At 48.1% G+C, this 19,769-nt stretch carries 13 protein-coding genes; 12 read left to right on the top strand and 1 reads right to left on the bottom strand.

Annotated features, from left to right (window positions below; genetic code table 11):
• Nucleotides 1-16 precede the first annotated feature (16 nt).
• The 6 genes from DRED_RS16555 to DRED_RS16530 all read left to right on the top strand — a co-directional run bounded on the left by DRED_RS16555 (nucleotide 17) and on the right by DRED_RS16530 (nucleotide 8,448).
• Nucleotides 17-2,035 carry an FAD-dependent oxidoreductase gene (locus DRED_RS16555; RefSeq protein WP_011879401.1) on the top strand — a complete coding sequence of 673 codons (2,019 nt, stop codon included), beginning with the start codon at nucleotides 17-19 and terminating at the stop codon, nucleotides 2,033-2,035.
• Between the two features lie 120 nt (nucleotides 2,036-2,155).
• Complete coding sequence (locus tag DRED_RS16550; protein WP_011879400.1) at nucleotides 2,156-4,102, top strand: DUF5693 family protein; 1,947 nt, start codon at nucleotides 2,156-2,158, stop codon at nucleotides 4,100-4,102.
• On the top strand, nucleotides 4,095-5,228 hold the full coding sequence (gene csaB / locus DRED_RS16545) for a polysaccharide pyruvyl transferase CsaB (protein ID WP_011879399.1): 1,134 nt from the start codon (nucleotides 4,095-4,097) through the stop codon (nucleotides 5,226-5,228). The genes DRED_RS16550 and csaB overlap by 8 nt, the downstream gene beginning before the upstream one ends.
• 16 nt (nucleotides 5,229-5,244) lie before the next feature.
• Entirely contained in the window at nucleotides 5,245-6,687 is a 1,443-nt protein-coding gene (locus tag DRED_RS16540) for a phosphodiester glycosidase family protein (protein ID WP_011879398.1), read from the top strand.
• On the top strand, nucleotides 6,677-7,732 hold the full coding sequence (locus DRED_RS16535) for a hypothetical protein (RefSeq protein ID WP_011879397.1): 1,056 nt from the start codon (nucleotides 6,677-6,679) through the stop codon (nucleotides 7,730-7,732). The genes DRED_RS16540 and DRED_RS16535 overlap by 11 nt, the downstream gene beginning before the upstream one ends.
• A gap of 149 nt (nucleotides 7,733-7,881) precedes the next feature.
• Complete coding sequence (locus DRED_RS16530; protein ID WP_011879396.1) at nucleotides 7,882-8,448, top strand: hypothetical protein; 567 nt, start codon at nucleotides 7,882-7,884, stop codon at nucleotides 8,446-8,448.
• Between the two features lie 60 nt (nucleotides 8,449-8,508).
• On the opposite strand, the gene DRED_RS16525 is transcribed toward DRED_RS16530, so the two are convergent.
• Nucleotides 8,509-10,185 (bottom strand): FAD-dependent oxidoreductase, encoded by a 1,677-nt coding sequence (locus DRED_RS16525; protein WP_011879395.1) that lies wholly within the window; start codon nucleotides 10,183-10,185, stop codon nucleotides 8,509-8,511.
• A gap of 179 nt (nucleotides 10,186-10,364) precedes the next feature.
• Here DRED_RS16525 and fabZ point away from each other — a divergent pair, with 179 nt between their 5' ends.
• From fabZ to murJ, 6 genes are all read left to right on the top strand, one after another.
• Complete coding sequence (fabZ, locus tag DRED_RS16520) at nucleotides 10,365-10,793, top strand: 3-hydroxyacyl-ACP dehydratase FabZ (RefSeq protein WP_011879394.1); 429 nt, start codon at nucleotides 10,365-10,367, stop codon at nucleotides 10,791-10,793.
• Nucleotides 10,794-10,982: 189 nt separating this feature from the next.
• The gene (locus tag DRED_RS16515) at nucleotides 10,983-12,050 is read left to right on the top strand and encodes an MraY family glycosyltransferase (RefSeq protein WP_041275026.1); all 1,068 of its coding nucleotides are present in this window, start codon (nucleotides 10,983-10,985) and stop codon (nucleotides 12,048-12,050) included.
• A gap of 56 nt (nucleotides 12,051-12,106) precedes the next feature.
• Nucleotides 12,107-12,973: a UTP--glucose-1-phosphate uridylyltransferase GalU gene (gene galU / locus DRED_RS16510; RefSeq protein WP_011879392.1), complete on the top strand. Its 867-nt coding sequence runs from the start codon at nucleotides 12,107-12,109 to the stop codon at nucleotides 12,971-12,973.
• 306 nt (nucleotides 12,974-13,279) lie between these two features.
• The gene (locus DRED_RS16505) at nucleotides 13,280-14,740 is read left to right on the top strand and encodes a phosphoglucomutase/phosphomannomutase family protein (protein ID WP_011879391.1); all 1,461 of its coding nucleotides are present in this window, start codon (nucleotides 13,280-13,282) and stop codon (nucleotides 14,738-14,740) included.
• Nucleotides 14,741-14,956: 216 nt separating this feature from the next.
• Nucleotides 14,957-18,007: a S8 family serine peptidase gene (locus DRED_RS16500; RefSeq protein WP_011879390.1), complete on the top strand. Its 3,051-nt coding sequence runs from the start codon at nucleotides 14,957-14,959 to the stop codon at nucleotides 18,005-18,007.
• A 176-nt stretch (nucleotides 18,008-18,183) separates the two neighbouring features.
• Entirely contained in the window at nucleotides 18,184-19,755 is a 1,572-nt protein-coding gene (gene murJ, locus DRED_RS16495; protein WP_011879389.1) for a murein biosynthesis integral membrane protein MurJ, read from the top strand.
• Nucleotides 19,756-19,769 lie beyond the last annotated feature (14 nt).

The raw sequence follows: 19,769 nt of genomic DNA, 5'->3' as shown, positions 1-19,769 counted from the left end.
GTGAAGGAGTTATTAAATGAAGCAATTTAAAAGGTGGCACTATTTGACGCTGGGTGCCTTTGTTGTTCTTGTTGGATTTGTCGGTTTTTTGTTGCTAAAGGGGAATAATGTTAATAGAGAAGTGATTCCCCTCAAAGCCAATGCCGTGAAAGCATCCTATGATGTGGTAGTGGTGGGCGGGGACCCCGAAGGGGTTGCTGCAGCAGTGGCCGCCGCCCGCAGTGGCAGGCAAACCCTTTTGGTGGATACTCGACCCGAACTGGGGGGGTTAATGACCCGGGGCTGGCTAAACAGTTTGGATATGAATTATGGTCCGGGCAAAGAGATCCTAAATAAGGGGATTTTTCAGGAGTTTTTTAGTCAAATAGAAGGGGATTCCTTTGATATAACAACGGCCACCAATGTGTTTCATCAAATGGTGAATCGGGAAAAGAATCTGGACGTACTGCCTGGGGCAGATGCGGTGTTGCCCATTTTGCATGGACAGGTGAAACCCCTAGTTGACCCGGGACAATCGGTGGTCAATGACAAAATCGGTCTGGCTTATAAGATGAAACCAGAACAAAGGGCAATCGTAAACAACTCCGCTGGCCTACCCCAGGTCAACGGCGTACAGGTTCGGCAGGAAGATAAGGTGCAGAATATCTCTGCCCAGCGGATCATAGATGCTACCCAGGATGGGGATATTGCGGCAGCCGCCGGTGTTCCCTTTACCTATGGGCAGGAGGATATTGGCAACGGACAGCAGGGCATGGCTGTTACACTGGTTTTTAAATTGGATGGCATCAGTAAGTGGGATTGGTATAGGATGATGCTGAACCTTAATTTCCGGAGATTTCTAGCCAGTATTACAGGAAACACCACCGAGCATTATACCGGAGCAAACCTTCACAGTGCTTGGGGCTTTGATGCCATTATGAAAGGTTACAAGTCAAACACCCCGGCAGTGACCATGCGGGGCCTTAATGTGGGCAGGCAAGCCGACAACTCAATTTTAATTAATGCCTTACAGGTCTTTGGTATTGATGGACTGCAAGCAAAGGACCGGAAAAGGGCCAGAGAACTGGCCCAGCGGGAATTACCCCATATTGTGAAATATATGAAGCAACATATTCCGGGCTTCGGAGATATTCAGTTGGCCGCCACAGCGCCGGAGTTGTATGTGCGGGAAACCAGGCATATCCAGGGGCTTTACCGTTTAACCGTTGATGATGTGCTGGAAAACAGAAGTTTTGAGGACCGGATTGCCTATGGTTCCTACCCCATTGACATCCAGGCCACAGATCCTTTATTTAAAGGCACGGTCATCGGTACACCAGCCGGCTATGCCATTCCCTTTCGCAGCCTGGTGCCCCAGGGGGTAGATAATTTATTGGTGGTGGGTCGTGCCGCCAGTTTTGACTCTCTGGCCCACGGCAGTGCCCGGGTCATCCCAGTGGGGATGGCCACGGGTCAGGCCGCTGGGGTGGCAGCGGCCCTGAGTCTGGAGCAAGGAATATCCTTTAAAAACCTGGCCATGGACAAGGGGCAGATCCAAAACTTACAGCAGAAGCTTACCCAACAGGGCGTGGATTTAAAGGAATTAAAGGTTGTTTCATCGCCGGAAACCAAGCACTGGGCCTATGAGGGTTTACGATTTATGCGCCATTATGGTCTAGCTGCCGGGGGTTATAACAATCAGTATCGGCTGGATGAGAACATGTCCGAGGCCCACTTTATCAATGGCCTTCACAATGTTCTCAAACGAGCAGGTATCAAGGTGGAGAACAAGCCCCTGCTCTCCACAGAGGGCAATGCTTTAACCCTAGAGGATGTGGCCTATTATTTTGCCCAATACCAGGGGCTAAAGTACAATAAAAAACAGGCCTATGCACACTTTACCCGGCAAAATTTCTGGGACCCCCGTATTATGGAAGAAGTCAAGGCCAATAGGGGTGTGGTTACAATGGGGGCTGGTTATATGCTGTTACAGGACTTTACAGAAGGGTGGCAGGACCATCCCCCAGCACAGGGGACTTTGAGCGAACGGAGATAAGGGAATCACAAATACAAAGGTATCTCAAGAATATACAAAGCCGTGCTTTGGCACGGCTTTGTATATTCACCAAACAGAGTTATAATAAATGGAGGATTTTGTCATAGGGGGAGATTATGCTTGAGTAAAGGGTGGAAATATAGCCTGTGGGCAGTGTTGGTGGTGGCTGTTTTGGCAGCGGCCCACGTGGCCTTCTGGCAGCGGTATATGGTGGAAAAGGATTTTAAACAAGTAGAGTTGGCCGTCAATTACGATGAGATTAATAATATTGCTGGCTATAGGGGTCTCACCCCTGGGGAGGGGCTAAAGCAATTTAAAAACCACGGGGTTACGGCGGTGGTTTTACGTGAAAATGTACTGTCTGATTTAGAGGTTGCCGGGCTGCTGGAAATTTACTCCGGACAGGCCCTAATAGACAGACAGGCAAAGGAATCACCAGCCTGGTTAAAGGAACTTAGCCAGGAAATGGTATTAAAAAGAGATCGTACCTACCTGGTATTCTTCCAGCAGGAGATTTACAACCAAGTATTTCCACACATTAAAGCCAAATTGAATAGTGTAACATCCTATCAAGTGGACCAAGGTACCTACATTATTGAAACGTCCTTGCCGTATATAAACATGAGGGGCACTTTAGCGGATATAGGCATTGGCTTTAGCAAAGCGTCACTGAGGGATGTCCAGGATGCAGGCCTAAGACCCATTCTGCAAATCCGTACCTGGCAGGGGGCAACCCAGCATAATATGCAGCAGGTCTTTGCACTTTACCGTGACATTCCGGGGGTTGCTGCCGTCATGTTTAATGATGATACCTTACCCGGTGATCCAGATCCGGCATTGCTGCCGATACTGGCGGCAGAGGTGAGAAAACTGCATGTTCCGCTGGTCAAGGTGGAGTTTTTCTCCCAAAAGGGTTTGGATAAGCTGGGTGTTCTGCTGGATAAGCAAGTAGTTCGCATGCATACCGTATCCCAGGATGAATTGAAAAAATCATCTCCGGCAGAGGCAGTGGACCGCTTTGGCTTGGCCGCCGCAGAACGAAATCACCGGCTTTTATATATTCGTCCCTATTATAGCTCTGGGGATGTACTGCAGAAGAACCTGGATTATGTGGATGGTATTGAGAAGCGTCTGGTTAAGGAAGGTCTTACCGTTGGTCCCTTTGATAAGTTGCCGCCCGTTCCGGTTAACCAGAACCTGGTTATTTTGATCGGACTGGGGGTCATTGCCGGTGGGTTATTGCTTTTAGAGAGTCTTAAGCCTGGCAAATGGGTCTTGGGGGTTGGTGTAGTAGCGGTCCTCGTTTGGGTGCCCCTAACCTATCTGGACTTGTCCATGGCCCGGAAGCTAATGGCCCTGATAGCGGTAATTGTTTTTCCTTCCCTATCATTGATTAAAAACCTTCAACAGGAAGGTCGTTCTCCTGGGGCAGCGGTGGTTGCTTTTCTACGAATCTCACTGTTTTCCTTGCTGGGAGCCTTGTTTATGGTGGGCCTGCTGGCAGGGGCAGGGTTTATGCTGAAATTGGACCAGTTTATCGGGGTCAAGGTTGCCCATGTGGTACCACTGGTCATTGTGATGCTTTTCTTCTCCCTGTTTGTCACCCGGGGCTGGGGTTTACAGGAAAAGGCCAAAAACATTTTGACCCATCCGCTCCAAGTGGGAATTGCCTTGGCAGCGGGGGTTATGGCAGTGGCCATCATTATTTATGTGGCTAGGACCGGCAACGAAGCCATGACCGTCAGCGGGTTGGAATTAAAATTCCGCAGCCTATTGGATTACCTTTTGGGTGTAAGGCCCAGGACCAAGGAGTTTTTACTAGGGCATCCGGCCCTGTTGCTGATTTTGTTGTTTGGGTACCGGGATAATCGGTTTTTACCGTTGCTCCTACTGGGAACCATTGGACAGGCCTCCCTGGTTAATACCTTTGCCCATATTCATACTCCTTTGATCGTATCCTTGTTACGGGCCTTCCATGGTATCTGGCTGGGAATCATTATTGGGTTGGCGGTGTATTTCTTGATCAAACTGGTAGTTCGTTATGGGAGAAGGTATTTGCATGGCTAAAGTTGTTATATCCGGCTATTATGGTTTTGACAACCTGGGGGATGAAGCAGTTCTTTTCAGCATTCTGAAAACCCTGCGGGAGCTTCAAATCGGCATCAGGATTGAAGTATTATCCAACAATCCCAGCCAGACCGCAGAGATCTACCGGGTAACTGCGGCCAACCGTTGGAAGCTGGGGGAGGTTTATCATGCCCTGAAGGATTCCGATATGTTAATTAGCGGTGGCGGCAGTTTGTTGCAAGATGTCACTGGGTGGAAAAGTCTGGTTTATTATCTGGGGGTTATTTGGTTAGCCCGTTTTTTGGGCAAGCCGGTATTCTTTTATGCCCAAGGAATTGGCCCAGTCAACACCCCGCTGGGCAGGCTTCTCATGCGCTGGATTGTTAATAAGGTGAATTATATTACTGTTCGGGATGAATCTTCCCGTCAGGACCTGGCAGAGATGAAAATCAGCCGACCGCCTGTGGAAGTTACTGCGGACCCGGTACTGGGTCTGGAAGAGAAGTATGTAGACAAGAAGATAGGACAGGCCATCCTGCAGGAAGTTGGGCTGGATTTATCCATTGAAAGAAAAATGGTGGGTATTTCGGTCCGGGAATGGCAGGGCCTGGGGGAATATAAAGAGGTTGTGGCGGAATTATGCGATAAACTTTGTCGGGTGGGCTATCAAGTGGTATTTTTGCCCATGCATTCCCCGGATGATTTAGAGACTTCCCGAGAAGTGGCAGCCATGATGGAACAACCAGCGGTGGTGTTGGAGGGCCATTATTCAGTGGTGGAGATGGCCAGCCTGATTGCCAACATGGACCTATTAATTGGCATGAGATTGCACGCCCTGATCTTAGCCGCTGTGATGCATGTTCCGCCGGTGGCCATTTCCTACGACCCCAAAATTGACCGCTTTATGGGTCTGCTGGGGAAAACAGCCGCCACGCCTGTGGACAGGCCTCAATTTGCCGAACTCTGGCAGGCGGTGGAGGAAATCATTTATGAACCCTGGCAGGTTCGGGAGGAATTAATGCAGCAGGTTGAACCACTGCGTCAAAGGGCCCAGGCCAGTGCGGTCCTAGGACTCAAGGTGTTGGAAAAGTCTTTGCACAATGGACCCGCGGCTAAATATTTATAGTAAGGCGGAGGTTTTAATGAAAGTTAAAGATAAGATTATTTTAATGGTATTGTGTCTAAGTATGCTCTGGGCCGTACCTGCCTGGGCAGCGGATCAACTGGCCAAAGGTGTGCAGTACCGGTCCTTTGAGCGGAACAACTGGGAAGGAAAGCCCATTAAGGGACATATCCTGGAGGTGGACCCAGGGGTCAAGTACACAGAAATTCGACCCGTCATGGGCAACGAAGTATTTGGGCAAAGGGAAAACCTAAGTAAGATGGCCCAACGAACCGGCGCCATTGCAGCGGTAAATGGTGGTTTTTTTGATATGGGCAGCGGCGTGCCGCTGGGGAACTTGATCATTGATGGCAAGCCGGAATACATATCAGATATCTTAAAAACATCCTTTGGTTTTAAAACCAGTGGGGGTCTCAAATTGGGGTATCTGGCTCCTAAAATAACGGTGGAATTAACTGGCAGCAGCTTGTTAACAACCAAGGGTATCAACGTGCCGGCAGTAAATGATGGTTTTGTTTTATACACCCATGCCTGGGGAAAAGAAGTTTACGCCAGCAACTGCGTAGTTCTCAAGCCCACTCAAAATGGTTTTAAAGCCTATGCCGCTGCCGGTGGTGTTAAAGCCCCTGCCGGAGGTTATGTGCTGGCAGGTTGGGGCAGCTCCGCCGGTCAGTTGGTGGGTGTTGCCGAAGGAACCAAGGCCAGAGTCATAACAGAAATGCCCGAGGACTGGCAAAATATAAGGCATGTTCTAACTGGCAGCCCGATGCTGGTGGAAGGTGGTCTGCCTGTGGATCAGGCGGTCAATGAAGGTCTATGGGGTTCGGTTCTAAAGTATTCACCCAGAACTGCTCTGGGTGTCACAGCCCAAGGCAAAGTTTTGCTGGTGGTGGTGGATGGACGGCAGGAAAGCAGTGCCGGGTTAACCTTGGAAGAAATGGCTTATCTGATGATCGATTTAGGGGCTGTGCAAGCCGTCGGACTAGATGGCGGTGGTTCCAGTGAAATGTGGGTGAAGGGAAAGATCGTCAATAATCCCTCGGATAAAAAGGAACGTTCCCTGGCCAATGGTTTAATCATCCTGCAACAGATGCCTGTTTATGTTAATTATCAGCGACTTTACCTAGATGTGGCGCCGGTTCTGGATAATGGCAGAACACTGGTGCCCATGCGCAAGATTTTTGAACGGCTGGGTGCGGATATTGACTGGAATGCCCAGTCACAGACTGTCACTGCCACCAAGGGAGAGGTAAAAATTGAGCTCACCCTGGGGAAAACCACAGCAGTGGTTAATGGCAAAAATATAAAATTAGATGTACCAGCCAAGCTAGTGGATGGACGTACCATGGTACCTATGCGCTTTGTGGGAGAAACCCTGGGGGCTAAGGTGAACTATGTGACAACCAATGGTCCGGCGGTGCATATTATCAGTCCGGAGGGAGGAACTGCCGATGAGCAATAAGATAGCAACCTTTCTTGTGGGACTCCTGTGTTTGCTGTTCAGTGCCACAGCGGCCTTGGCTGATACAACCATGCCTCCGGAGTTACAACAATTAATAAACCAGCAGGCGGAGCAAACCCTGGTGGAACAGCCCCCCAGCCTGGCCAGTGATTACATTGCCGATATAACTTACAATTTAGCCAGGGATGTACAGAAACTTCCCAATGGTAACTTATTGATTTGCCGGGTGGGGGCCTGGATGCCCGGCGTCATGGAAGTGGATGCCCAGGGACAAGTGGTGTGGTCCTATTACGGCATTCAAGCCAATAGCGCCCGGGGCTTAGCCAATGGCAATATCCTGGTGGCGGATTCCGGTGCCCCGGGGGCCCCCTATGTGCCCCGGATATTAGAACTTAACCGGGATGGCAAAAAAGTATGGGAATATGTGTTGCCTTCACTGGCCTATGCTCCCCGTTATGCTGAGAGGTTGTCCAACGGCAATACTTTGCTGGTCCTCCCCTTTGAGATCCGGGAAATAACCCAGCAGAAGAAGATTGTTTGGCAGTACGGCCTGGGCAAACCGGGTAAGACCGGGCAACCGGGAACCTTGGTAAGACCAGTACGGGCCCACCGCCTGGGGAACGGCAATACATTGATTGTAGATCGGGGCCATTACAAAAATGGCAAGGTTTTTGAAGTTACCCCGGGGAAAAAGGTGGTCTGGCAAATCAGTGCCGCTGCAAATACTACTGCCAGTGAAGAGGAGCAAAAACTCCCTGCTCTGGCAGCGCCACTGGATGCATTGCGTCTGGAGGACGGATCTACCCTGATTACCGATAAAACACAGGATCAGATTTTTACAGTGGATGCCCAGGGCCAAATCAAGCAAGCCCGATCCTGGGCAGGTCTCTATAAAACTGCCCCGGTAACGGATTTATGGTGTGCGGAACCGCAGGCCGATGGCAATGTGGTGCTTGCCGCCACCATGGTCAGTGGCCGCAGTCGGGTGGCCGAGGTGATTGGTGAGACCTTGAAAGTTGTTTGGAATGGTGCGGCAGAACGATAGTAGGAATGGCATGGTCCTGGCTAAGAATGCAGGGCCGTTTCTTTTTATCCCCAAAGGTTGCAAAAGGTTCCATAGTTGAAAGGATCTTCTAAGAGGATAATGAACAAACTTGTTGAATCATTGTTGTGTACTACATAAGGAGGGACTTTATGAAGAAGAAAATTGTAGCGTTATTGGCGATGCTGATGTTGGTTAGTCTCGTTTTGAGTGGATGTGGGGAATCAAAGGTAAAAGTGGAAGTGAAAACGTCTGAAGAGGCTGCCAAAATGGAAGGAGATCCTTTGCAAAACCTGGCCATTAAAGAACAAGAATGGTTGGGACAGTTAGAGGTTATTCGTGGTGATATTAACAAGTCCTTTGCTGATTGGGAACAGGGTAAGGCAACAAAGGAAGAATTTAAAAATCAGCTAAACAAGAGTATGGCTGGTATCAAGAACCTAAGAAAACAATACGATTTGCATACAGAGGTTAACCAACTACCAAATGAAAATGAAGAAATGTATAAAAATGGGTTAGTGTATGGGAAAAAACTTCGTACCACAGTCAACAATTTTATCTTTATGACTACGGAAGGTATTATGGATACCGAAACCAAGAAACTTAAGCCACTGGACGATGAGCAAATAAAAGGTTTATACAAAAAATACATGGTGGAAAAGTACGATGAGTATAAGGGTAAACTGGAACCAGCACTGGAGAAATTGAATAAGAAGTAAAACACAACAAATTATTAATTAAGCAGACCCCGGGTAGTTTAAGTTACCCGGGGTCCGTTTTTATTTGTCCAACTTTGTTCCGAATTGTTGGAGTTTCTTCTGAATCCACCGGATATCCTCTTGATTGAACTCTTTAGGGTATTTTTCAACTGCTAGAGACCGTACCGCAGCCACCCCCGCGGCGTCTCCCAGTACTGCCAGATTGGGCAATACCCGCAGTTCTGCCCAGGCAAAGGAGGAAATGCCGGCGGCATAGCCGGGCATCAGCAGGTTCTTTGTCTTGTTCGGGTAGAGTGCCTCCAGGGGTAAGTATACCGGGTTGGTTGGTTCCCCGCCGGCTGCCAACCAGTCTGGCCGCAGGTGTTTGGTCACGGGCCAGTCATAGGTGCCGGCTGCCTTTAGATCTTCGGCTATAAAAGCATTAATATCCATCATGTAATACCCCAGGCCGATTCGATGTTGGTAGTTACTTTGATCGGCCCCAGCTTCTTTGGCTCCGGCCCGTTGGGCTTCCTGGGTTGTAATGGCAAAGTTACTGTTTTCTGCACCTGAACTAGTCTTATCCGAGAGGGGACTATGCACCGATTCTCGAATATACAGGACCGGTCCCACCACCGGTTGCTTGTCTTTGTCCAGAACTAATTCAGCATCACCAAAACCGTACCATTCCCCGGTGGCAGGGTCCTGTACCTTAAACTGCCGCAAGGCCTGCAGAAAGTCTGGCTCTTTTAAGAAATTCCGGGCCTCAATCCAGGCATCATCAGTGTTGATGTGTTTAGCTAAAGCATCAGCCGGGTAGTGTTTTGTTTCTTTATCCCTTGCATGGGCTCGGGCATCCACGTTAAAGACCAACAGGCAATTGACCCACCAGACATCACTGTCTTTGCCGTTGGTTGCAGCATTAATAGGTTTCAGGGCAAAGCCCCGGGGGCCATATTGTTCATTAAAGGCCACCACAGTGGGGTTGCTCATAAAGGCTTCCTTACCCCCGGCCAGCCCCCAACTCCCCTGTTTATCCTGGACAAATTCCCAATCTTGAATCCTTGCTGGTTTTGTCGGAGTTTTTACACCGCTCACTTGAAACATCAACGTGGCAGCCTGCTGTCGAGCCATTATTCTTCTTTCATCCTCGGGAAGGTACTGTTCAGGCCAATCACTGCGCCCTGTACTTAGTGCATTGCCAGACAATCGGGTTAAGCGCCCGTCCACCGATGCATCAATAAACACTTTGCCAGCTACCCTTTTGGTTTTATCTCCCCACACCACAGTGCCCTGAGCATTTCGATCAATCTGCCGTAACGTAATTTCATTAATGATAGCTTCCTTAACTTTTATGTCTGACAGGTCGTAGCCATATAAGATGGTTAAATTGGGAAAACGAGCCAGGTCTTCCTGAATAATGCGAGACATGTGCTGGGTATTGTAGAACTGACCGGCTTTACTGTACCACCGGCCAAAGGACCCCAGGGTTACCAATTTGCCTTGCCAGAGCCGGATATCGGTAAAATTTTGTCCACCCACTGTGCCGATACTGCCTAATGATTCTACCGGTTCATTCACCACCAACAAAATCCTTTTATCCGGTGCAGCAGCAGCAGCGCTGCGGGCCGCAGCACAACCATCAAATCCCCCGCCCAAAATGACAATATCCTGCCGCAAAGTCTGATTATATCCAAAGGCGGCATACCCTAAAACGGGTAACAAAAGGATCAATATAATTAACAAAACCTTTCTCACTAAAAAACCCCCGATTCTAATATATTCTCTAAAGAATTGGTTAACTTACTCTCTAAACAAACTCCAATAACTCACAACCCATGGCCCCAAAGAAATACCAAAGACTTTGTCTTTTCCAGCAGGAACTACTATAATAATGCCGAAACCATACGTATATACATAAAAAATGGAGGATTATCATGCTAGATATAAATGCTATCCAACAAATTCTACCACATCGCTACCCCTTTCTGTTAGTGGATCGTATCTTAGAAATGGAAGAAGGCAAAAGGGTGGTCGGTATAAAGAACGTTACAGCCAATGAGCCATTTTTTCCAGGACATTTTCCTGGCTATCCGGTGATGCCCGGGGTACTTGTTATTGAAGCCATGGCCCAGGTGGGGGCTGTGGCTATTCTGAGTATGCCTGCCTATGCCGGACGGATTGCCCTGTTTGCCGGCATTGATAAGGCCCGTTTCCGCCGCCAGGTGGTACCGGGAGATACACTAAGAATAGAAGTAGAAGTATTAAAGCTACGGGGAACCATTGGCAAAAGCATGGCCCGGGCCTATGTAGGTGAAGAACTGGCAGCAGAAGCGGAGCTGATGTTTGCCATCGGTCAGAAATAACAATTATCAACCTATTGGGTGAAAGAAGTTGTTCCTGGTCGAACAAAAAGAATGTTTGTTATTAATTAGAAAAAGAAGTTAATTTTGTTCCTGTACAGCCTTGTACCTGCCGGGTTAGAATAAGAAGGATTTGTACTGAATGATTTGCAAGTGAACTTGGAGGGATAGACGTTGCTAAATTCATTGCCCATGGCTTTGTTGCTCGCCCTGGGGATTGCTATTTTAATTACTCCAGGGGTTCGCAGGTTTGCCTTTAAAATTGGCGCCATTGACAAACCGGATCACCGTAAAGTACACGCCAAAATCATGCCCCGTCTGGGTGGTCTGGCTGTGTTCCTGGCCTTTGCGGTTACGGTATTACTTACTCAACAGTTAGATAATAGAATAATTGGTTTATTAGTTGGCGGATTATTAATTGTATTGCTGGGTATCCTGGATGATACCAAGGGACTGCCTGCCAAGGTTAAACTGGTTGGACAAATTGTGGCAGCCGCCGCAGTGATTCCCTTTGGTGTTCAGGTTGAGTTCATTACCAACCCCCTTACAGGAAATATGGTGCAACTGGGCATATGGGGCATACCCGTAACCATTTTTTGGATCATTTCTGTGACCAATGCCGTTAACTTAATCGATGGTCTGGATGGATTAGCCGGTGGCACATCCTTTATTGCTGCCATTACACTGGCCGCTGTTACCTGGCGGCAGGCTTCTCTGCCGGGCGGGACGGGCATGGAAGTGGTTGTCCTGGCCGTTATTCTGGCGGCTTCTATTCTGGGCTTTTTACGGTACAATTTTTTTCCTGCCAAAATATTCCTAGGGGATACCGGTTCCATGTTTCTGGGCTATGCCCTAAGTACCCTGGCGGTTATGGGTGTGGCCAAGGCTGCCACGGCCATCTCTGTGATTGTACCCATGGTGATTATGGGTATTCCTTTGCTGGATGTATTTTTTGCCATATTGCGTCGTTATCAAAGCCACCGACCCATTTTTCAACCGGATAAAGAACATTTACATCACCGGATGATGGCCTTGGGTTTATCCCATAAACAAACGGTGTTGGCCATCTATGCCATAAACTTACTGCTGGGCATCAGTGCATTTCTTTTAACGGTTATCTCCACCAGTCAGGCAGTGTTGCTGCTCCTTATTATTGCTGTGGTGATTATCGTAGCGGCCAACAAAATTGGCATCATTGGCAAGGCCACCAAGACAATTACAGTGTCTCAGAATTTACAACAGCGGTCCTCCAAAATGTAGGGACCGCTGTTTGGTATAAGAAAATCATTTTTATTAGTTAAAGGGGAATGTGAAGAATGAGAGTAAGGAAAGCCATTATACCGGCGGCGGGTTTGGGTGTACGGTTTTTGCCTGCCACAAAGGCAACTCCCAAAGAAATGTTGCCCATTGTGGATACCCCGACCATTCAATACATAATTGAAGAAGCTGTGGCCTCGGGCATTGAAGATATATTAATTGTAACTGGGCGGAATAAACGGGCCATTGAAGACCACTTTGACAAGAATCTTGAATTGGAGATGCAATTGGACCATAAACAGAAACATGAATTGTTGGGTTTGGTTAAAGATATTAGTGAGATGGTGGATATCCATTACATACGTCAAAAGGAACCCCTTGGCTTAGGCCATGCCGTCTATTGTGCCCGCAAGTTTATTGGGGATGAACCCTTTGCAGTGTTGCTGGGTGATGATGTCATTCGGAGCAAAGTACCCTGCCTAAAGCAAATGATGAACCTCTATGAAGAAGTACGATATTCTATTCTAGGTGTTCAGGAAGTGCCCCAGGAGCATGTGAATCGTTATGGGATTGTGGAGGCCACCACAGAGCAAGACAATGTCTGCCGCATTTACGACCTAATAGAAAAACCACAGATTGATCAGGCTCCCTCTAGGTTGGCTGTGATGGGAAGGTATATACTAAGTCCCAGAATCTTTGATATCTTGGCCATGACCCGTCCCGGGGCCGGTGGTGAAATACAATTGACCGATGCCCTAAGAAAGTTGGTGCAGGCCGAAGCCATCTATGGCTGCATGTTCGAAGGAAAACGTTATGATGTGGGCGACAAATTGGGATATCTAAAGGCCACCGTTGAGTTTGCCCTGGAAAGGCCGGACCTGTCAGAGGATTTTAGGAAGTACCTTAAGGAAATTGTATCAGAATAAAAGAGGTAATAAAAATAACAGAGGGGCTGATGTTCAGCCTCCTCTGTTATTTTCCCTTGGCGGTTTTTTTCCCTTTGCAATTACTTAGGTATTGCTCCAACATCTTTTTGCGACTAGCCAGCGCCTTTATATCCACAGCCTTGGCCATTAACTATCATACTCCTTTAATACAATACTTATTAACTAATTCTAGTATTTCCCAAATTACGACATCATAAACCTTCCATTGCTGGTATAATGTGCATAATTAGAATGGAAAAATCATAAAATAAATTTTGTATGAAAAAGCTACTGGGAGGAGATACCTTGAGTCATAAAATTTCCTTTGGAACAGACGGTTGGAGAGGGATTATAGCGAAGGACTTTACCTTTGACAATGTTAGGCTAGTGGCCCGGGCAGTGGCTGCCTATATAAACGAAGAAGCTATTGGAGAGCGGGGAATTGTCATAGGCCGGGACAATCGATTCCTGGCTGAAGAGTTTGCTGAAGCCGTGGCGGAAGAGTTTAACAAACAGGGTATTCCGGTCTACATGTGCTGTGGTGCTACCCCGACGCCTGTTACCGCCTATGCCATCAAGCTCCATCAGGCGGCCGGTGCAGTGATGCTAACCGCCAGCCATAACCCGCCGCCCTATAACGGGTTTAAGTTTATACCGGAAACTGCCGGACCAGCCTTGCCCCATATCACCAAAAAGATTGAAGAGAATATCGCAAAGCTACAGGCAGGGGAACCCTGTGAGGGTTACTCCTTGATCCCCGCCGAAGGACGTTACGGAGCCCTGGTGGCAGAGGAGAAACCAACCACCGGCTGTACCATGCACAGTCCCTTTGAGGAATATATTGAGCATATAGCCACCATCATTGATCTGGATACCATCCGGCAAGCTGGTCTTAAAATCGTGATTGATCCCATGTTTGGGGCAGGTATTGGCTATCTGGAACATATTCTGGGCAATGCCGGTGCTGAACTAGAGGTGTTCCACAACCATAGGGACCCTCTCTTTGGAGGAACTCTACCGGAACCCACAGGTAAGTCCCTGGAGGAACTAAAACAACGCGTCACCGCGGGAAAAGCCCATTTGGGATTGGCCCTGGATGGAGATGCAGATCGTTTCGGCATCATCGATGCCAACGGAGAATACATTACTCCGAACCAATTTTTACCCTTGCTTTACTACCACCTTCTCACCGTAAAGGGCTGGCGAGGGCCAGTGGCCAGGACTGTGGCAACTACTCATCTACTGGACAGAATGGCAGCAAAATATAACCAACCGATTTATGAATCACCTGTAGGCTTTAAATATATTGGTCAAAATCTTTTAGAAAAAGACTGTATTCTGGGTGGCGAAGAAAGCGGTGGTTTATCCATCAAGGGCCATATACCGGAGAAAGATGGTATCCTGGCAGGCTTACTGGCAGCAGAAATGGTGGCCCAGCATGGCAAAAGTTTGACGGCAATACTGGAAAGTATCTACCAAGAGTTTGGCAGACTTTTTAGCGAAAGACTCGATATTCATACTACACCGCAACAAAAAACAGCAATTTTAGAACAATTAAAGGATTTTTCCCCCACTGAATTAGGTGGTCAGCCAGTGATTGATAAAATTACCCTGGATGGCGTCAAGTTGATAGTTGCGGATGGGGCCTGGGTTCTCATACGTGCCTCGGGTACGGAACCCTTATTCAGAATCTATACAGAGGCCAACAGTCTGGAACAAAAGGTAAGACTACAACAGGATGTTAAAAATAAGCTAGATTTGAATTAGTTTAATGTCATGACAGCAAGAAACCTCTTAAACCATTTTTATATAGTTAAAAAAATAAAGGAGTTCTCAAGGGTGCTGTCGAAGTTTACTCGAATAGCACCCTTTCTGGGTTATTGGAAAGGATAAAACTTTCCGTCATGCACAAGGGCAACTAAGGCAGTCGCTAGCCAAGTTTTCCTTGTCTGTGTGCCTTTGTGTATTTAATGAGGTGATATTTTGTATGGAAGGATAAATCAGGGCAGGTATACTACCCTGTTTCGTTTTTTCATCTTCTTTTTAATGCTTCTTATGTTGCCCTGGCCGGTCTGGGCTGAGGTAGCGGGTACCTATCGTTTAGAAAACAACCTGGCTGGAGGGATCATGGGGGTACCGGCCCTCTGGGCACTACAAGGTAAAAATGGAACAGGTCTTACCGGTCAAGGCCAGGTTATTGCAGTGGCGGACTCTGGGCTGGACACGGGTAAAATGGAAACGCTGCACCCGGATATAAAAGAATGTCTGGTGGGGGTAAAGGATTTCAGCGGAGATGGCTGGGGAGATCCCAACGGGCATGGGACCCATATCGCCGGCAGTATTGTGGGTTCTGGGGCTAAGTCCCAGGGTAGCATCAAGGGGATTGCCCCCAATGCAGGCCTTTATTTTCAAGCCACTTATAATGATAAAGATAAAACCTTACATATACCTTCGGTGTATGAACTGTTGAAGGATGCTTATTATGCTTCTGGGCAGCCCAGGATCCATGTCAATAGCTGGGGGGCCAGCTTCAGTGACGGAATTTATGACTGGGACACCTACAGTCTGGACAAGTTTGTCTGGGAACACCCGGATATGGTGGTGCTCAAATCAGCAGGTAACGGCAATAAAACCAGCAAACCCTATGTCAGTTCCCCCGGAGCTGCCAAGAATGCCATCACCGTGGGGTCCACCGAAGGAATTCGCAACGTGGATACCACTGCCGACAACCCGGATCAGGTGGCTGGCTTCAGCAGCCGGGGTACCTTGGATGGCCGTATCAAGCCCGAAGTGTTGGCCCCGGGGACCTGGATACTGTCAACCAAAAAGACCCAACCAAACTTAGCAGAGGACAAATATATCGGTATCTATAACCAGAGTTATGGTTATATGAGCGGGACCAGTATGTCCACAGCCCTCACAGCCGGTTCTCTGGCGTTATTGCGCCAGTACCTTGTACAACAGGGGGATTCCCCCAGTGCCGCCCGGTTAAAGGCAGTCCTGATTTTTGGCACCCGCTGGCTGCCGGGGGTAGCGGCATCAGATCAAGGATTTGGCAGGGTAGATGTGGAAAAATCCCTCATAGCACTGGAAAAGGGCAATCTGCAGCACCTGGAGGGTAAGGGCTTAACAACCGGTGAGAAGCTAGCCTATACCTTTACCAGTAATGGCAAACCCTTTAAAGCTGTGCTGGCCTATACCGATTACCCCAAAACACCGGGTCTGGGAAATGATTTGGTCAATGACCTAGATTTAAAAATCACTGGCCCGGACGGTAAGGAAATTTATTGGGGAAACGGCTATTTAGACGGAGATCGCTTAAATAATACTGAAGAGATTATTATCAACCAACCCCTAAAGGGAGAAACCTACACCATTGAAGTCACTGCCCAGAAGGTAGAAAAGGGTCCCCAGCCCTTTGCCTTGGTATATGGGACATTACCCGAGCATGGCACCCTGCAGGGCATGAAAGATAACAGAACTCTTCTACTAGATGGACAACCAGTAACCCTTGGGTCCGGAACCAAGGTTCGCTTGGTGGGTGGCGATACTAACCCCCAAAATGCCCGGGGGCAGGATATCCCTTTGGGGTCCGAGGTATACTGGGTCTACGATGAGCAAGGACAAGTTAGCCATATGGATGCAATTTATGCAACAGTAACCAGTCGGCTACAGTCCAAAGAAGGTACCAACCAACTGGTTATTCAGGATGGTACCCGCTGGAAGCTGGCTAGTGATGCTAAAATCTATGTGGGAGACCACCAAATTAAGTGGACAGAATTACCCATCGAAGCAGAGCTAAAGCTAACCGCCAATCCTGTTAGCGGGAAAATTTGGCGCATAGATATTCAAGAATTACCCAATAGTTCACCCTATATTACTTTAGCCATTCCCGATGAAGAGGTAAGGGCAGCCATCAATACATCCACAACCACCGGGAAAGTCACACTGAATGCCCCTTTAGACAATAATAGTAAGGACAAGCCTGTAATCCTGGCCTTTGGTACATCAATGGCCGGAGAACTATATAAGAATAGCCGCCCGGTGGAGATGAAGTTTCCCGGTCTTATTCTGGAAGTACCCAAAGAAGAATTCGGCAGAGTAAAAAATGAGCAGATTGGAGCCCAATTGCAAGTAAAAGTTTCCTGGTTGCCCGTAGGAGAACAATCCTTACCGGCTCAAGATACCAATATGTATTTGCGAGCGGTGGGTAAACTGGTAGATATAAGGTCGGCCCTTGTTTGGCCCGATGGCAACCAACTTATCCTGAGTCAATCCATAAACCCGACGAAAGTAACCATTACTTCACCCATAGGCTCCACCGCAGGGCTTGATATAAAAAAGATCGGTGCCTACCGATTTAATGAAATGCTGCGTCAGTGGGAATTTATCAGTAGCAACTATAATGCCGATACTGGACAGTCCAGCTTTAGCACGAACAGATCGGGAAGCTTTGCCATTATGGAAGCCAGCCGAAGTTTTCAAGATATTGCAGGACATTGGGCCAAGAATGATATCGAAATCATGGCAGCCCGGCATGTGGTAAAGGGCATAACCACTGAAAACTTTGGTCCCGGAGAGATCGTTACCAGAGGTCAGTTCACCACCATGTTAGTTCGGGCCTTAGGGTTAACCGAGGGTGATGGGAAGGTAAAATTCAAAGATGTCCCGTCAAATCACTGGTGTGCTGGTGCTGTGGGCACAGCCGTAAAAATGGGTCTGGTGGCAGGCTACGGGAACGGTATGTTTGGACCCAACGACCCCATTACCCGGGAACAAATGGCTGCCATGCTGCTTCGGTCCCTGCGCTTTAATAGCAGTGAAATTTTAACAGAAAAAGAATACTTGTTGGGACAGTTTGACGACGGGCCTGCCATTGCACCCTGGGCAAGGGACGCTGTTTCAATTATGGTAAATGAGGGCCTGATGCGAGGGAAGGATGGGAGCAAATTCGCACCCAAGGATTTAACTACCCGGGCCGAAGTTGCAGTGGTTTTAGTACGCTTGTTGGAGTATAAGATGAACAATCGTTAGTTTCTACGGTTTAACAAACTCAGCCTCCATATCTTTGGAGGCTTTCTTTTTTGCCCTTATGCGTCGAAGGGTGCAGGATATAGGGAGAGCAAGTAGAATATACTACTTTTGGTGTCTAAAGAATAAGTAAAACGAAAAATAAAGCAAAAACGAAATGGTATTCAGGAGGTCTTACGTTGTCTACCGGAAAAATGATTGCCCGGGCCACCCTGGTGGTGGCCGTCATCAACTTGCTCTCACGGATCCTGGGTTTTGTCCGGGAACAGGTCATTGCTTACATGTTTGGCGCCACTAATGTGACGGATGCCTATGTGGTGGCCTTTAACATCCCCAATGCTGTCTTTGCCATTGTCATTGGAGCACTGGCCACTGTTGTGGTGCCGGTGTTCAGTGAATATGTTGCCAAAGGCCAAAGGGAAGAGGCCTGGCGATTATTTAACACCGTTATCACCATGGTTATTATCATCTTTACCATTGTTACTGTGGTAGGCATTTTTGCGGCACCCCTGCTGGTGAAACTAACTGCTCCGGGGTTAAGCTCGGAAACCGCTGGCTTAGCCAGTCGTTTAACAGTGATCATGCTGCCGATTCTCGTATTTTACGGTCTATCTACGGTTTTTCAGGGATTGCTAAACGCCAACCAGGTTTTTGCTATACCCGCCCTCAGTGTCAGTGTTACCAACCTAACCATTATCATATCTGCCCTGACCCTGGGAAGCATTTACGGTATTGATGGTTTGGCCGCCGGAACGGTTTTTGGGTTTGTTCTAGCTGCCCTTATGCAACTGCCAAAACTGAAAAAGGTAGGTTTTAAATTCCGTTTTACAATGGATTGGCAACACCCCGGTGTACGTAAGGTTCTTTATCTGGTCATGCCGGTAGCCATTGGCACTTCCTTAAACCAGATTTACCTGATCATTGACCGTATTCTAGCTTCAGGCTTGGCAGAGGGAAGTATTTCTGCCCTTAACTATGCCAACCGTATTATCCTAATGCCCATTACCTTTTTTGTTTTAGCCATAGGCACAGCCTTTTATCCCACCATCACCACCCTGGCGGCCCAGGGGAAACAGCAAGAACTGGCCGATACTGTGTTGCGGGCCATTCGTATGGTTATCCTCTTTGCCCTGCCCGCCGGCGTGGGTTTAATGGTATTGGCCACCCCGGTGATTAAACTGCTCTTTGAACACGGTCAGTTCGGTGCCAGGGCAACGGAAATGACCGCCATTGCTTTGTTCTTTTATGCCATTGGCTTGGTTGGACAGGCAGCCAACATTATTTTAACCAGGGCCTTTTATGCCCAGCAAGACACCAGAACGCCGGTAAAATTGATGTTCGTCACAGTGACTGTTAACCTGATCTTCAGCCTACTCTTAATTGGGCCGCTAAAACATGGGGGACTGGCCCTGGCCAACTCCATAGCTTCTTTAATTAACACTGTCATGTTGGCCTGGTTTTTGAATAAAAGGATTCCCGGCATGTGGAATGCAAGTGCAGTAAAATTTCTCTGCCAGACGATCCTGGCCACAGCTATTATGGCAGTGGTGGCCTGGGGTGTCGATTCGGCAGCAAGGGGTGTCTTTGCTTCCTATGGAACCCTGGGGCTGGCCATCCAAGTGGCTGCGGCTATCTCGACGGGTCTACTGGCCTTTGTCTTGGCTGTTTTCCTGCTGAGAATGGAAGAAGTCACCATGCTAACTGGCTATACCAGAAAGTTTTTAAGCAAATTCCGCCCTTCCCGGGGTTAGGAGCTGGCGCACCG

Source organism: Desulforamulus reducens MI-1 (assembly GCF_000016165.1).
Lineage (GTDB): Bacteria > Bacillota > Desulfotomaculia > Desulfotomaculales > Desulfotomaculaceae > Desulfotomaculum > Desulfotomaculum reducens.
Note: the sequence above shows the minus strand (reverse complement) of the source record. Positions and strands in the feature narration are given on the sequence as shown.

What these genes read in the sequence shown, in the direction of transcription:
- DRED_RS16555 (WP_011879401.1), top strand. Translation starts at nt 17, where the DNA reads ATGAAGCAATTTAAAAGGTGGCACTATTTGACGCTGGGTGCCTTTGTT.
- csaB (WP_011879399.1), top strand. Translation starts at nt 4,095, where the DNA reads ATGGCTAAAGTTGTTATATCCGGCTATTATGGTTTTGACAACCTGGGG.
- DRED_RS16540 (WP_011879398.1), top strand. Translation starts at nt 5,245, where the DNA reads ATGAAAGTTAAAGATAAGATTATTTTAATGGTATTGTGTCTAAGTATG.
- DRED_RS16535 (WP_011879397.1), top strand. Translation starts at nt 6,677, where the DNA reads ATGAGCAATAAGATAGCAACCTTTCTTGTGGGACTCCTGTGTTTGCTG.
- DRED_RS16530 (WP_011879396.1), top strand. Translation starts at nt 7,882, where the DNA reads ATGAAGAAGAAAATTGTAGCGTTATTGGCGATGCTGATGTTGGTTAGT.
- fabZ (WP_011879394.1), top strand. Translation starts at nt 10,365, where the DNA reads ATGCTAGATATAAATGCTATCCAACAAATTCTACCACATCGCTACCCC.
- DRED_RS16515 (WP_041275026.1), top strand. Translation starts at nt 10,983, where the DNA reads ATGGCTTTGTTGCTCGCCCTGGGGATTGCTATTTTAATTACTCCAGGG.
- galU (WP_011879392.1), top strand. Translation starts at nt 12,107, where the DNA reads ATGAGAGTAAGGAAAGCCATTATACCGGCGGCGGGTTTGGGTGTACGG.